Origin of the sequence: Solitalea agri (genome assembly GCF_023914155.1) — a bacterium.
GTDB classification, from domain to species: domain Bacteria; phylum Bacteroidota; class Bacteroidia; order Sphingobacteriales; family Sphingobacteriaceae; genus Solitalea; species Solitalea agri.
Genome location: NZ_JAMWYS010000024.1, coordinates 539,593 through 554,084, shown reverse-complemented (window position 1 = coordinate 554,084; position 14,492 = coordinate 539,593). Strand labels below are relative to the sequence as shown.

18 protein-coding genes are annotated in these 14,492 nt (G+C 35.9%); 2 read left to right on the top strand and 16 right to left on the bottom strand.

Going from position 1 to position 14,492, the window contains the following annotated elements:
• Window positions 1-186: 186 nt before the first annotated feature.
• From NF867_RS07150 to murI, 7 genes are all read right to left on the bottom strand, one after another.
• Window positions 187-591, bottom strand: coding sequence for a hypothetical protein (locus NF867_RS07150; protein WP_252587115.1), 405 nt, complete (start codon window positions 589-591; stop codon window positions 187-189).
• Window positions 592-617: 26 nt separating this feature from the next.
• On the bottom strand, window positions 618-1,124 hold the full coding sequence (locus NF867_RS07145) for a hypothetical protein (RefSeq protein WP_252587114.1): 507 nt from the start codon (window positions 1,122-1,124) through the stop codon (window positions 618-620).
• A gap of 164 nt (window positions 1,125-1,288) precedes the next feature.
• Window positions 1,289-2,026 carry a hypothetical protein gene (locus NF867_RS07140; RefSeq protein ID WP_252587113.1) on the bottom strand — a complete coding sequence of 246 codons (738 nt, stop codon included), beginning with the start codon at window positions 2,024-2,026 and terminating at the stop codon, window positions 1,289-1,291.
• A 145-nt stretch (window positions 2,027-2,171) separates the two neighbouring features.
• Window positions 2,172-3,266 (bottom strand): hypothetical protein, encoded by a 1,095-nt coding sequence (locus NF867_RS07135; protein ID WP_252587112.1) that lies wholly within the window; start codon window positions 3,264-3,266, stop codon window positions 2,172-2,174.
• A gap of 41 nt (window positions 3,267-3,307) precedes the next feature.
• Complete coding sequence (locus tag NF867_RS07130; RefSeq protein ID WP_252587111.1) at window positions 3,308-3,874, bottom strand: hypothetical protein; 567 nt, start codon at window positions 3,872-3,874, stop codon at window positions 3,308-3,310.
• A 58-nt stretch (window positions 3,875-3,932) separates the two neighbouring features.
• Window positions 3,933-4,493, bottom strand: coding sequence for a hypothetical protein (locus tag NF867_RS07125; RefSeq protein WP_252587110.1), 561 nt, complete (start codon window positions 4,491-4,493; stop codon window positions 3,933-3,935).
• Window positions 4,494-4,571: 78 nt separating this feature from the next.
• The gene (murI, locus tag NF867_RS07120; RefSeq protein WP_252587127.1) at window positions 4,572-5,393 is read right to left on the bottom strand and encodes a glutamate racemase; all 822 of its coding nucleotides are present in this window, start codon (window positions 5,391-5,393) and stop codon (window positions 4,572-4,574) included.
• A gap of 126 nt (window positions 5,394-5,519) precedes the next feature.
• Between murI and NF867_RS07115 the strand changes: the two genes are divergently transcribed.
• Window positions 5,520-6,182, top strand: coding sequence for a TMEM175 family protein (locus tag NF867_RS07115; protein ID WP_252587109.1), 663 nt, complete (start codon window positions 5,520-5,522; stop codon window positions 6,180-6,182).
• A 7-nt stretch (window positions 6,183-6,189) separates the two neighbouring features.
• Here NF867_RS07115 and pncB read toward each other — a convergent pair whose 3' ends face one another.
• Window positions 6,190-7,377: a nicotinate phosphoribosyltransferase gene (gene pncB / locus NF867_RS07110; protein WP_252587108.1), complete on the bottom strand. Its 1,188-nt coding sequence runs from the start codon at window positions 7,375-7,377 to the stop codon at window positions 6,190-6,192.
• Window positions 7,378-7,742: 365 nt separating this feature from the next.
• Here pncB and NF867_RS07105 point away from each other — a divergent pair, with 365 nt between their 5' ends.
• Entirely contained in the window at window positions 7,743-8,249 is a 507-nt protein-coding gene (locus NF867_RS07105) for a DinB family protein (protein WP_252587107.1), read from the top strand.
• Between the two features lie 142 nt (window positions 8,250-8,391).
• Here NF867_RS07105 and NF867_RS07100 read toward each other — a convergent pair whose 3' ends face one another.
• The 8 genes from NF867_RS07100 to NF867_RS07065 all read right to left on the bottom strand — a co-directional run bounded on the left by NF867_RS07100 (window position 8,392) and on the right by NF867_RS07065 (window position 14,412).
• Window positions 8,392-8,949 carry a lipocalin family protein gene (locus NF867_RS07100; protein WP_252587106.1) on the bottom strand — a complete coding sequence of 186 codons (558 nt, stop codon included), beginning with the start codon at window positions 8,947-8,949 and terminating at the stop codon, window positions 8,392-8,394.
• Window positions 8,942-9,643 carry a lycopene cyclase domain-containing protein gene (locus NF867_RS07095; protein ID WP_252587105.1) on the bottom strand — a complete coding sequence of 234 codons (702 nt, stop codon included), beginning with the start codon at window positions 9,641-9,643 and terminating at the stop codon, window positions 8,942-8,944. The genes NF867_RS07100 and NF867_RS07095 overlap by 8 nt, the downstream gene beginning before the upstream one ends.
• Window positions 9,644-9,704: 61 nt before the next feature.
• Window positions 9,705-11,132 carry an SDR family oxidoreductase gene (locus NF867_RS07090; RefSeq protein ID WP_252587104.1) on the bottom strand — a complete coding sequence of 476 codons (1,428 nt, stop codon included), beginning with the start codon at window positions 11,130-11,132 and terminating at the stop codon, window positions 9,705-9,707.
• Window positions 11,129-11,629 (bottom strand): sterol desaturase family protein, encoded by a 501-nt coding sequence (locus tag NF867_RS07085; RefSeq protein WP_252587103.1) that lies wholly within the window; start codon window positions 11,627-11,629, stop codon window positions 11,129-11,131. The genes NF867_RS07090 and NF867_RS07085 overlap by 4 nt, the downstream gene beginning before the upstream one ends.
• Window positions 11,626-11,994 carry an SRPBCC family protein gene (locus NF867_RS07080; protein WP_252587102.1) on the bottom strand — a complete coding sequence of 123 codons (369 nt, stop codon included), beginning with the start codon at window positions 11,992-11,994 and terminating at the stop codon, window positions 11,626-11,628. The genes NF867_RS07085 and NF867_RS07080 overlap by 4 nt, the downstream gene beginning before the upstream one ends.
• 106 nt (window positions 11,995-12,100) lie before the next feature.
• On the bottom strand, window positions 12,101-12,550 hold the full coding sequence (locus NF867_RS07075) for a hypothetical protein (protein WP_252587101.1): 450 nt from the start codon (window positions 12,548-12,550) through the stop codon (window positions 12,101-12,103).
• Window positions 12,547-13,383: a phytoene/squalene synthase family protein gene (locus tag NF867_RS07070; RefSeq protein WP_252587100.1), complete on the bottom strand. Its 837-nt coding sequence runs from the start codon at window positions 13,381-13,383 to the stop codon at window positions 12,547-12,549. The genes NF867_RS07075 and NF867_RS07070 overlap by 4 nt, the downstream gene beginning before the upstream one ends.
• A 69-nt stretch (window positions 13,384-13,452) precedes the next feature.
• A complete protein-coding gene (locus NF867_RS07065; RefSeq protein ID WP_252587099.1) occupies window positions 13,453-14,412 on the bottom strand; it encodes a fasciclin domain-containing protein in 960 nt (319 codons plus the stop codon).
• Window positions 14,413-14,492 lie beyond the last annotated feature (80 nt).

Genomic DNA, 14,492 nt, shown 5'->3' with positions numbered 1-14,492 from the left:
TTCAGTTGTAAAAAGAGAAAGGACTTACGTTAAAAAAGGAGCTTAAAAATTTGGAATAACCATAGAATTCCCTAGGCGCGGTGAAAATACCTTCATCTTGACCCACCGTGCGTAAAGTTATTAATTAGGTTGAAAGAACAAAGTTGCACGTCAACCGCGCTGACGGTAGCCTGTTTTAGGCAGTTATTATTGTTTTGTAAAGTAATATTTATATTCTAATTGTTCTTTATTAATTAAAGCATCGCCTAACACTACATCATTAAATTCGATTCTTCTATCACGAGCAGAAAGCGGGAAGTCATAAGAAATAAATACATTAAGCCCTTTAATGCTATCAATTCTAGGTAAGTAGTCTTCTGCTCTTAAGCCAATTTCTTCTTGTAATGAATTTTGCCTATTACAAATTTTTAGATTGCCTGAATATCCAAATGCACCGTTGTCTTCTCTAATTATTACCGCTTGAACTTTCTCATCTTGATATTTAGAAATGATCTCTCCTTTACACTCGTTTTTACAGCTACAATTTTCCTGCATGTAATTACAGTTTGTTAAAAAGAAGATGGAATTTAAAGCAATGAAAATTTTTTTCATAACGTCTCAGCGTTTGCGGCAGATGCTTACTTACAATCGGTTCTATCCTTAAATATTTCGGAACAATGTTTCGGAACAAACATTCTTATTTTGTTAGTACTATCGCAATGTAAATAAGTGATAAATTGATTAGAGGTATTCTTTTTGATATGTGTAAAATAATTTTGGTCAATTTGAGGTGAAGAATCACAACTTAAAAACCAAATACGATCATTTAAGTCGAAGTCAACGTATGACACGACTACGTGGTCATTTACAAATATCAGCCTGAGTTCTCCATCGTCTAGATCTGGTCCATCCCACTGTGCACCTATGTTCTTGCTTATATAATCTAACCCAATACCTCCAGAGTTTCCTGAAAAAAAGTAAGCCTCATTCCATGGAAAATCAGTCAGACTATCCAAACGAAACTTATAAACAGGGTTCTTTGCTTGATCGGCTTTGATAGTAATTTCTTTAATCTTCGCTTTTAATTTCCAATTATTATCTATCCTCCCGCAACCAGCAAGGGTAAGGACAAAAAGAGTTAACATGATGGTTTTTGGAGGCATTGTCATTATCGCATAACGTTTCAGCTTGCCGAAGGCGCGGTGAAAATACCTACGACATTCTCCGCTGTGATGTAATTTATTAATTAAGTTTTCAGTTCAAAATTGTACGTCCACCGCGTTTGCGGCGCATCTGTTAGCGGTAGTTTTTATTCCTTATACTCTTTTAATGGTTTGTAATTAATATATCGGATATAGATATTTTCAGGGTTTATAATCGTGTCTTTTCTTAATAATCGTTCAATTCCAAATTTATCAATTTCATGCACTGTTCTGTAGTTGTCATTATGAACACTTGCGAATTCTTTTAAACTGTCTCCTTTAATTCTTGCAAAAACAGTTGAACTGCCTCCGTGAATCATAAATGCGTCAAGACAATCAAGCTCTTTGTTGTAAAGCATATTGGGATAGTCTTGAGAGTTCACAATTGAAATCAGTTTTTTTTCGTAGTCATCGTATATGAAAAGTCGTCTAACTTCATTTGATCCTCGCGCTGCAGTCGCTGAAATGAAAGTGATGTCATTCAATTTGTCATTATTAAAGTCTGATATGTTTGGGGCTAAACCCATCAACGCATCACACTCATATAAGTAAGTGTTTTGAATATACCAATATTTAGGCCCCTTGGTATAGAACTTAACTATTACATAGGTGTTGTCAAAAACTCTATGTTTTATTAATTCAATCTTACATTTCCCTTTATCGCCAATCTTCGAACTGTCGGTAAACGTTTCCAAAATTTCTGTGTTGGGATTTAATGTGTCAATTGAACCGTTTTTTTTAGTAGTACTTGTCTTTGTAATCGTTATAGGTTTGTTTTTGTCTTCAGTTTGTTTTTTCGTACAATAAAGCAAAATCAGTAAAATAAAAAGAAAGTTTAGTTTCATGTGTTGATTGATCAAAAATTACCGCTAACGTTCCAGCTTGCCGATGGCGCGGTGAAAATACCTACGTCATTCTCCGCTGTGATGTAATTTATTAATTAGGTTTTTAGTTTAAAGTTGCATTTCTGCAGCGCTTTTGGTAAGTGGGTTAGCTGTTGCTGTTTTGTTTCGACTCGGATCTAACCTTTATTATGTTCAATATATTCTTTTGAATATCTCGCATAATTAACTTACTCCAGAGTCCACTGTAAAAATTAAAGTTAGTAGAGAGTCTGAACTTTGAAGTCAGATGTAAGGCAATTTTATTGTTCGTTATTTCTTCAATTTCATATTTACCTTCCATGACATCGAAATACTTTCCGCCAACCATTACATGTTCATCAAGTGCAGTAGGAGGGATTGAATTTGGGTCAGCCTCAATCGTAAAAGTTAAATTTTTGTTAGGAATTACTTTAGTCACTGTTTCAGTAAAGAAAAGTCCTTTGGCAAAAATTGCTTTACGAACACCTCCAACGGCAATAGTATCAAGTTCGGCTTTAATAGGTCTTGGGAAACCCAAAATTTGAAATAATGAAATGTTATTCTCGGGTTCTGATATTTCTTTAACCCTAGTTATGTTTTGCCAAACTCTATCTTTTGATGAATTTATTAATATGGTAGTATGCTCAGTAAATATCTTTTCATTTAACCCAAAGTAGTGTTCTATTGGAGCAATTACGAATGGAATAAACATAATAAACGAAACCATAGCCTTGTTTTTGCGGCGTTTAAACAAGATCATTCCAAAAAATCCACCAGTCAAAGCCATGAGCGCAAATATTGGCAAAGCCATTAAAACACAAATGATGCCCTCCATGCCAAAGAAAAGAGAAATGAATACTACGCCAATAATTGAAAATAAAGGCATCGAAATGGCTACAATTTTACCTGCATAACTGGCCTCTCTATTATAGTAAGCTGTTATAAAACCAATTACAAAAGGGACAATGAATAAAAATGATAATGTCATGAGTCCATTGGTATGAAAGTACTGGCTGTCAATTGCGAATACCCCTCTTGCCAGAAGTCCGTAAGATATTCCGAAAATTAGTCCTTTCCACTCTTTCATATTGTAAATAAGTTGGTTTAATGCTTTTACAGTAGCAACTGACGTTTTGGTGCTTGACGCAGGTGCGAAGAAAGTTCCGTTCCATTGTCCAGCGTGACGAAAGTAATTTAAGGTAGTGAAATTTGCAAGTTGCACCTCCCCCGCATTTGCGGCATAGCGTGTGTTATGTGTAGCTTTTATTTTGTTCTGTCAACATATTCTAGTGTGCCTCCTCTACAATTATTTTCACCAGTCAAATAACCCTTATTGAAAAGAACATGGGCAAACGCCTTCATTTCGTCATCAGAAAGCCAAATTGAAAAGTCTTTGGTCTTTTTAATATATTCAATTGCCTTGTCAAAATTATATTTTGTCTGAATTTTGGTGACGAGGTTTGTATTGTAATCGAAAAATGAAATATTGTCAAGTGCCTTGTTATTCTTGAATTCAAAATATCTGTTCTTTTGGCTTTTTGCAAAACCTAAGACCGTTTGCGCACTTTTTTTGTCATAGTCCGCTTTCAATTCAATATGCAAAGCGCCTAAAACAAAATCTCCTTTTGTACAAATTTCCTTTATCACACCTGTATTAAGGTTTTTCACTTTAATAACTGTGAAGTAGCTAAATGTTGAACTGTTTTGAACTGCTGCAATGAAGTTTAAATACTTTTCATCGTCTAGGTCAAAGGTTTTGTCAACCTTGTGCTGATAACTCAACAAAGGAAGTGTCAAAATAAATGTCAATATGGAAACAAATGGCTTCATAACGTTTTGGGCTTGCCGTTCGGCGCGAAGATAACCGCGTTTAATTGTCAGCCAGTTATTATTTTTTGAATATGGGCTTTAAATAAAAGTCGTCTGACCATTTTATTTTTGATGGGTCATATTTAGTTTTCTTCCTCTTAGCATCCAATACATATTTGGTCTCTTCTGTGATTTTGTCAATCTCATAAAGTCGTTTTTCATTTTTAAAGAGTGATACTTCAATCGCTACCAATTCTTTGCTGATTGAGTCTCGAACATATTGGGCAACTGCTTTGAACTTTGACATATCGATTCCTTGCGATTTTGATTTAATAAATGAATCTAATGTGTCAAGGCTTATAATTTTCAAGTCTTCTGGACGCAAGCCGATAAATTGAGGTTTGCCAATGTTAGCCCCATCACCACATGCAAACAGGCGACATTTTTTTTCATGATAATAGATTTGACCTGTGGAGTCGACAACAAAGTTTAAGTCTCCATAGAAGTTTTTCGGAGGTCTTTGCGATTTAGTTGTGTCGACCACAACACTTTTGGGTGTTTTTGAGTCTGTAGAATTAGAGCATGAAACCAGCAAGCCAATTAAAAATAAAGTAGATATTGATAGTAATTGCCGAATCATTTTAATAATTGGTGCTAACTAGTTTTTACATGCACCCCGGGTGCATGTATATTTCATTTACTGGGACGAAATTAATTATTACAATACCAGTAATTCTGATTTTACCGGCTTGCCAAAAAAGCGGCTTGCATGGGTGTCAAAAATTTCTGTAGAATCAGTGGTTAAGAAACGGCGGCTGCCTTCTTTGCTACATTTCTCTTCAATTTCGGGATGACGTTTCAAATAATCAGCTAAGCTATGGGCCACAATTTCACCTTGCGAAAGCAATTTGATATTTGAGGGTAGCTGTTTTAAAATTTTACCCGATAAGAGTGGATAATGCGTGCAACCCAACACAATGGTATCGATCTCACTAGAATTGTTCAGCAAACGGTCGATATGTTGTTTTACAAAATAATCTGCTCCGGCGCTGTCGTATTCGTCGTTTTCAACCAGTGGAACCCACATCGGACAAGCTTCCTGGTACACATTTACTTCAGGATAAAACTTTTGAATTTCAATTGGGTATGATTTCGAGGCAACAGTTCCGGCTGTTCCCAAAATGCCCACTTCTTTTGAGCGGGTATATTTTCCAATGATTTCGGCGGTTGGTCTGATAACGCCTAAAACGCGTTTGTCGCCATTCATTTTAGGTAAATCATTCTGCTGAATGCTGCGTAATGCTTTAGCCGAAGCTGTATTACAAGCCAACACAATTAGCGAGCAACCCATGCTGAATAAATGATTTACACATTCAAGTGTATAGTGATAAACGGTCTCAAAAGAGCGGGTACCATAAGGAGCCCTGGCATTATCGCCAAGGTATAAATAATCATATTCAGGAAGTTGTCTTACTACTTCTTTAAGTACGGTTAAACCTCCATATCCCGAGTCAAAAACTCCAATTGGCCCTTTTTGCATGTATACTGATTGTTGCCCAAAAGTGATGAAAAAACTTACAGCTGACAAATATCTTTCGGCAGTTTTATTAACTTATTGGTAAAAAAATTACTTTTAGGTTATAGTAATTCAAGTCAAACATTCACCATGAATAACCCTTTACATAACGAACTAAAGAAAGAATTTCAGTTAGAGCGCATGATACTTTTTAGTGATGCGGTATTTGCCATTGCAATCACTCTCTTGGTAATCGAACTTAAAATTCCTGAAATTTCATTGAACGAGCTAACTGATCACAAGTTATTTGAAAGCTTGGTAGAACTTCTCCCTCGAATTATTGGCTTTTTAGTAAGTTTCTTTCTTATCGGGTTATATTGGACGATCCATCATCGAATTTTTGGTTTTGTAGTTAATTATGATCAAAAACTGCTTTGGTTAAATCTGTTCTTTTTATTGGCAGTAGTTCTTATGCCATTTAGTTCAGGTTTTTACAGTGCCTACATTTTTAAACTACTAAAAGCTCCACTTATAATTTATGTTACCAATGTTTGCTTCTTAAGTTTAATGAATATGCTCTTATGGCGCTATATAAGTAATCCTAAACATAAGCTTAGCGAAGGTATCCAGCCTGAATTTGCTCAATATTTTCTTACAAGGGCAGGGATCGTTACAGTTGGGTTCTTCTGCATGGGCTTGGTCTATTTGTTTGCACCAAAATTTGGCGTGTTTGTGCCTTTGATGATCCCTGTATTAATGATTATAGCTAAAAGACGATTCATCCTTTCTTCTAAACAAGCACAAAGTGTGTAATTGATACTTAATCTTTTATAACTAAAATTGTTTTTGCCAGCTCGATCATTTGTGGCTCGCCCGTATATTTCCCTCTTTCGTCAGAGAGTTTAACCACAGGCGTCCATGTTTTATTTTGCGGCATTGCTTCTGTCAGTTTAATAACGATGTTCATTGGTTTTAGGCCCACATCGTTGGTGAGATTAGTGCCTATGCCGAAAGAAACGCCGATCTTGTTTTTGCAATGCTCCGCAATGGCAACTACCTTTTCGTAGTTCAAAGCATCAGAGAAAATAATGGTTTTATAAAGAGGGTTGATGCCCAGCTTTTGATAATGCTGAATGGTTTTGTCGGCGAACTCAATCGGGTCGCCACTATCATGCCGAACACCGTCAAACAGCTTTGCAAACTTTTTATCAAACTGCTCAAAAAAGACTTCGGTTGTATAGGTATCCGAAAGGGCAATGCCCAGATCACCCCGGTAAACATCGGCCCAGTGTTCAAGTCCTAATGAATTGGCCATCTTAAAACCATAGCGTGCTGCATGAAACATAAACCATTCGTGTGCATGGGTGCCAATGGGTTTGGTTTTATAGAGCATAGCCATATGCACATTGCTGGTGCCAATAAAGCTTTTGCCCTCATTTTTCCGTAAAGTTTCAATCACCAGGCGCTGCACCTGGTAGGAGTGTCTGCGGCGGGTGCCAAAATCAGCAACGGTAACGCCCAGCTGATTGTAGTTGTCAATCTTTTCTTTGGTAATGGCCATTACTTCTTCATCCGAAACACGCTTTAAGCCGTTCAACTTGTAGAAAAGCTCACTCACCAACGATAGAAGAGGCACCTCCCATAGAATGGTCCGGTACCAATAACCTTCAATATGAATTTCGAGATTGGTTGCAGATTGTATAATAGTTACTTCCGATGGATCGTATCGGTAGCCTTGTAAAAAGTCGAGGTATGCCGGATCGAGGTAGGGGCAATTGGTTTTCAGAAAGCTCTTTTCTTCTTTACTCAACTGAAGTTCGGCCATGGCGTCAACAGCTTGTCTTAAGGCTTGGTCAAAACCTCCGGGAAATTCATGTTTCCCACGGTTGATAAACTGATACCGGGCTTTGGCATGTGGAAACAACTTTACCACCGCATACTGCATGGTGAATTTATAAAAGTCGTTATCGAGTATAGAAAGCAGCTGAACAGAAGGAATTGGGTCCATTGGCAGTATTAAGGTTTGAGGGTTGGTTAAATTTAAAAACTTAATTCAGGATTAAGGTTAAAAGTTTTAAAGGATTAACACCAAATTTGGTACTGATGGTCGGCCTAGTTATAACCCTTCGGCTACGCTCAGGGTGACGTGTGATTAACGTCAGGCTGAGCGAAGTCGAAGCCTTAGTTCAGGTGAACGTGTGGTTAATGTCAGGCTGAGCCAAGTCGAAGCCTTGGTTCAACTGAGGGCATAAAAGCCCTGGAGTGTAAAATCGGCCTTGGAGCTATTGTCTTAAACAGCCCCTAAGTATGTCATTATTACCCATTTCATCTTTTTAATGGTTGGGTTAAATTTGATCATCAACTAATAAAGACATGGAAATACTTGAAATTAATACCGCCTTGTTGGTGCAATTTGAGCAAACCTTTGATGCTTTTGCCAAACAGCTTAACAGATTTGATTCAAATAATATCGATAAACAGCCTGCTTATGGTGGTTGGTCGGCTGGACAAGTGGCCGAACACATTATCAAAGCCACCAAGGGAGTTCCTGATGAATCAACAAAGGAACCCGGCAGGCCCTATGACCAACATGTGGAAGCTGTTAAAATACTGTTTCTGGATTTTGCCACTAAATTAAATGCTCCTGCTTTTGTGTTGCCTGAAAAGGAGAAGCATGATCTATCGGCACTGCTGGAAGAATTAAATCGCAATAAGAATTTACATATCGAAATCATCCAGACGAAAGACCTTAAGCAAGTTTGTTTGGGCTATGAATTTCCAAGGTTTGGATTTTTCACCCGGTATGAATGGCTGATGTTTGCCCTTTATCATGTGCAAAGGCATACCCATCAACTCAAAGAAATTTATGAATCGATTTGATAAGAACTAATACATTGATTGCAAAACACCGCTTGTTCTTAAAAAGTGATTTAAAAATATCATCCGGATTTCCAGTGTAACTACTTGATTTTGAGTCGTTAATTTTTAATTCAATATTGGTGAAGTCCAAAATTGTACAATCTTAATTTTCACTTATATACGGATTGGAGTTTTTATCATGTTTCACCCAAATGAGTCTAGAAGTGTCGTAGCCAATTTCCTTTGCAATTTTCAGGTATTTTGTTTTTACCTCTTGGGGAATGGATTTTTCTCGAGATAGAATCCATAGGTAATCCAAATTTCTGCCGGCAATTAACGCATATTGATAATTTTCATCCAATGCCACCACATTGTAACCCGAATAAAACGGGCCGAAAAAGCTTACTTTAAGTGCTGCAACCGACTTATCTCCTCGGAATTTTGCTACGCCCTCTGCTTTTGTCCATTTATCCTTTTTAAAATTAAAACCACTATTCAACACAATCACATTTCCCTTTTTATCTAAAGTATAGTGGGCAGAAGTATTATTTAAATCTTTTTCAAATCGAAAATCAAACCGGGCAATTTCGTACCAGGTTCCCAAATAACGGTTAACATCAAAATTTTCAACCGGCCGTGCTTTCGGAGGGATGGAAGTACAGGAATTAAATAAAATACCAATTCCAATAATTAAAGTAACGCTGATAAATATTTTATTCATTGATTTCACAAGGCTTATTTTGAAACATTTTAAAAAAGTAAACCACCAACAAAAACTGCGAATAACCATAAACCGCATCTTCAATAGGAATAGTAAGTATTCTTATGCCTAAAAACTCATCTGGATTGTAATTCACAATTGGTGATTCCAACCCTGTACCGGTAAGCACACCATTAACGGGTAAAAAACCTAACATTAAAATAAAAAACACCACAGAAGCCTTTCCAATCCAGCTTACACGGGCAATAAAATGTAAATAAATTAAGGTAAGGGTGGTTACTACTGCTGTAACAAGGGTGTAAATCTTATTGTGGTGCAATAAGGCCATAACAACACAAACAATTACACTTATAAATACAATAATAGTATTAAATGCATCTGCCCAATTTATTTTAACAAATTTATTAAAACAGAAATAAGTAAATACACAAGAAAAGGGGATGCAAATAAAAAAAAGACATTCTTCAATTGGCAATCCTGCAATAGTTATCCCGATTGTGTATGCTGAGTTGAACCACCAAACACTATGTTTGGTAAACCAAATATCCCAAGCAATAAAAGGGATAGCCACAACAATAGCAGCTTTTACAAAAGCCCCAAAATACTTATAGAATTGAATTCTTTTATCGAATGATGCTATAAAACAAATGATGACCGTGAAAAAGTTAATTAATAAATACGTAAATGGTTTCATTTAATTTAGTTCATTTTGAGTTGCCAGTCATCCATAAGCTTTACGTCTGTATCAATTAGTTTTATGCTCTAACTAAATTTCTAATCAACCCGCCAAAAATCAGTCCATGAAAGGGGTACACTAAATACCAGTAAAACCTCCCCCAAAGGCCAACAGGTCTGAAAGTAGCTTCTTGGTAAAGTTTATCATCCTGAATTTTAAACTCTAACCATGCTTCACCGGGGAGTTTCATCTCGGCAAAAAGCAAAAGTCTTTTCTCCGTCCGATTTGCATAAAGAACTCGCCAAAAATCAAGACTGTCTCCCGGCTCCAATTCAGTTGCATTTCTTCGGCCCCTTCGCAATCCTACACCTCCAACCAATCGGTCTAAATAGCCTCTTATCCTCCATAAAGTATTTGCATAATACCAGCCATTTTCCCCGCCAATTTCAAATATTCGATTAAGCGTAGTTTCATGGTCTATAATTTTCATTTCGTTTTTATATTTGAAACAGCCTTCATCAGGCACTTCCAGGTATTGCCAAACATTACGCTGATGAAGATTGCTGGAAAATGTATCATACCAGGAAGACATTACTTCATTTTGCTTTATCTTGTCAAAGGCAAAACCAATATTTTCTTTATAGGTATTTAGCGTAATCTGTAAATCTTCTGCCAGGTTATTTTTATTGGCAATCACCTTAACTTTCATACTATTAACCAGATTTTTTGCCAAGGAAAATGAAGTAGAAGTAATAAAATATAGCCAGTAGGAGGAAATATGAGGACTGAAAAATGGCACCGTGATAATGAATCTTTTCAAGTGTCGTACTTCAGCATACTGCAACAACATTTCTTTATAAGTAAGTACTTCGGTCCCGGCTATATCAAAATTACGATTGAAAACGGTTCTTTTGAGCAGCACACCTGACAAAAATTCAATAACATTTCTGATTCCTATTGGCTGGCATTTTGTTTTTACCCAAACAGGGGCAATCATTACAGGTAATTTCTCTACCAGATCTCTGATAATTTCAAATGAAGCACTACCTGAACCAACGATAATGCCGGCTCTCAATACTGTCAAGGCGTATTTGTGAGATTGCAACGTCGCTTCTACCTGTTTGCGAGACTCAAGGTGTTTGGATAATTTGTTTTCGTTGATGATACCTGTTAAAAATATTACCTGCTTGCATTCGGTTTTTTCAATGGCTGATCGGAAATTCTGTGCAGCCAATTTTTCTTTTTCCGCAAAGTCCCCATCATCAGATGCCATAGAATGTATAAGAAAATACGCCGCATCTATATCCTCGGGAATATTGTCTAATGTATTTAGCTGCAAAAAGTCATTTTCTATTATAGTAATGTTTCTCTTAGCTTCATCATAAATTTTTGAGCTGAACCGATTCTTGTCTCTAACCGAACAAACGATATGATGATTTTCTTTCAACAAATGGATAAGCAATCTTTTTCCTATATAACCCGAAGTTCCTGTAAGCAGAATTTTCATGGAGTGGGATTTATTTGATGGTAATCATCTTTTTTTGCCTCTTTCGCTTCATTTTTAGAATAACTCTTAATATATTTTGATGGTACATACAAAAAGCCGAAGCATTCCCCTTGTTCTTTACCAATGTGTTTGTGATGTTGCTTGTGCGCCCTGCGTAGCGCTAAAAAGTAGGGGTTTGTGGTATGGCTCAAAAACTTAACTCTTTGGTGAATAAAAATATCGTGTACGAAAAAGTAAGCCATTCCGTAAAGCATTATTCCTAATCCTGCAAAAAACAAATAATTAAAGTGGTGGAGCGAACCAAAATACATTAGCGCTATCGTAGGCAAAGCGAATATCACAAAGAAATAGTCGTTTTTCTCAAAGAAACCTTCATTGGAGTGATCGTGATGATCTTTGTGCAACCTCCACAAAAATCCGTGCATTACGTATTTATGTATCAGCCAGGTGGCTCCTTCCATAAGTATAAAAACACCTAATATTAGTATAAAATTCATAATTCCTGTTTTGCCTCCTTGAAGAATTTTTCTAAAACATTAAATCGATAGTTGAAGATTTTTTCTAATTTATTTTTAACTAAAACTTGGTGCCCCAGGGTGCCTAAAAATCCAAAAGGTAGTTCATAGTCAACTGTATCTTTCATAAAAACCCCCTTTTCATTTGGAATAAATTCGTGGTGATGATTCCAATATTTATAAGGACCCTTTTCTTGAAAATCCGTAAAACTCTTTTGAAATTCAACTTGTGTAATGCGGGTTTTCCATTTCAACGAAATGCCCAAAAACGGGGAAACAGTATAATCAATTTCCATTCCTTCATAAATTTCTTCATCAACAAATTCAGACAATACAACAAACCCCATATCCCTTGGAGTTATTTTTGAAAGATTGAACGGGTTGGAGAAAAACTTCCAAGCTGTTTGTATATCACAACTTTGTTGTTGCTCCCTGTATAGTTGAAATTTCATTCTATTTCTTTAAAATATTATTGATCATCATTTTTACGTGTTCAGATTGTACGTTTTCAATGTGCTCTCTTAAATAGCGCTCATCTTCAAGTATATTTTTATTATATCCTAAAAAATTAGGACAATTTTTCTGCACCGATAACCGTATAAAGTGTATTTCAATATTGTCGTTTTCGTTTTTTATGGCTTTATCAATATTGGTTTTTCCTTTTTTAAATGTGCTTAACTTAGTTAAGGGGTTAATTGTGTGATTTGCCCAAATGGTTTGTAAGGCCCCTAGATATGCTAGTTGAACATTATTCAATGTACTTTGCTCCAATGCCTTAATCATTATTTCACATGTTTTTTTTTCGCTTACTGATTTTTCATAATTATTTCTGATATAATCGAGATCAATAGTTTTAAAAGAGCACAATAAGCAAAAACTAATTAGCAGAACAAATCTGATCATAACATCGCTGTTTTATATTGGATATAGCTACCAATCATTACAGAAAATTTTTGAATATTCGGTATGCGAATACGGTTCTGTAATATATCTTCCGCAGAAGTTGATTTTATTTTTTTAAATAACGATAGATAATATTTATAAGCTAAATACACTCCAAATTTTGATGAATTTGGCAGCATTTTGATTCCAACAAAAGCTTCCTTAAATTCTTTTTCAATTTCTTTTTCAATCTCACATTTAACACAACTATCAAATAAATTCATCTGTATATTCGGAAAATAAGTGCGACCCAGAATTTGATAATCATCTTTTAAGTCTCGTAAGAAATTTACCTTTTGAAACGCAGAACCCAACTTCTTTGCATAAGGTTTTAGCTTTTCATACTCTTCGTTCTTACCTTCTGTAAAGACTTGTAAACACATTAAACCCACAACCTCTGCCGAACCGTATATGTATTCATTATACAAATCCGAATTGTAATCAATTCTGTTCAAATCCATTTCCATACTATGAAGAAATTGGTCAATGAGTATCTTATCAATCCTATACTTATGAACCGTTTCTTGAAAAGATTGTAAAATTGGATTAAGCGAAATTCCTTCTGTTAATGCCTGATCTGTTTCAGTTTTTAATCTGTTTAACAGTGTTTTTTTGTCATAATCATGAAAACTATCCACAATCTCATCTGCTAAGCGAACATATCCGTAAATGGCATAAATAGCCTGACGAATGGAGGGCTTTAAAGCTAATACTCCTAAAGAAAAACTTGTACTGTATTTTTCTGTAGTGCTTTTACTTACTTGGAAAGACAACTCATCGAATAGTTTTTTCATAGTCTATTTTTTTCGCATTTTCAATTCACAAATCATTATTATTTTTTGCTCCGATTAACTTTCATTATGTTATGGCAGCAATACCTTGTCAATCACATGTACTACTCCATTGGTAGCCATAATATTTACCGCACTAATATTTGCAGCTGCAGTATTGCTATTTCCTTTTACAGTTGCTTGACTGCCAAGTCCAATTTTAATAGTAGCTCCGTTAAGAGTTGTTAAATTTTGGCCATCAATTAAATCTGATGAAAAGGCTCTTGCAGACAAAACATGATAAGTTAATATAGCTGCCAACGTATTGGGATCTGCAGCTTGAATAGAAGCAACTGTAGGGAAACCTGCATCAATAAAGGCCTGATTTGTAGGTGCAAATACAGTATAAGGGCCTGCAGAAGATAAAACCTGTAATACATTTGTATTACCCTGACTTGCACGTTGTACTGCCGCCACTAGATAGGTTAAATTACTATTGCTCTGAGCCGTTTCAACCAAGTTGCCTGACGGAGGGGTTAACACATGTTCAATTGAATGGATAATTCCATTGCTTGCGCTAATATCTGCTGTGGTGACTTTCCAGCCATTTACAAAAACTCCCTTGTTGTTTTTAGTAAGATATAAGGTTTCGCCGTTAACAGCGCTCACTTCTGCATTAGGTCCGGCTGGAACATCTGCAGCCGCTACCTTTGAGCCCAGAGTATGATAAAGCAATATGTTTTTAAGTTGATCAGCAGGAATACTTGCAATAACACTACTTGTTATGCCCGAAGAATTGAAGGCATTATCATCAGGTGCAAAAACTGTATAAGGCCCTGCATCGCCAAGGGTTTCGGCTAAACCGGCCTTAACAACAGCGGATTTTAAAAGTGAAAAGTTGTTATTAGTAGATACAACATTTGTTATTGTACCTGTCGGATTGGGAGTAGCATTATCATCTTTATTATCATTACAAGATATAAAAAGAAATAACAGTACAAACGATGCAAAGTTTGCTACGCTAAATTTTGAAAACACGAATCCATTTTTCATGATTTTTAATTTTATGTTATTAGTAACTGTTAATTATTTAGAAATGCATTTATGAATCAGGATAAAGCTCTTAGCTGATT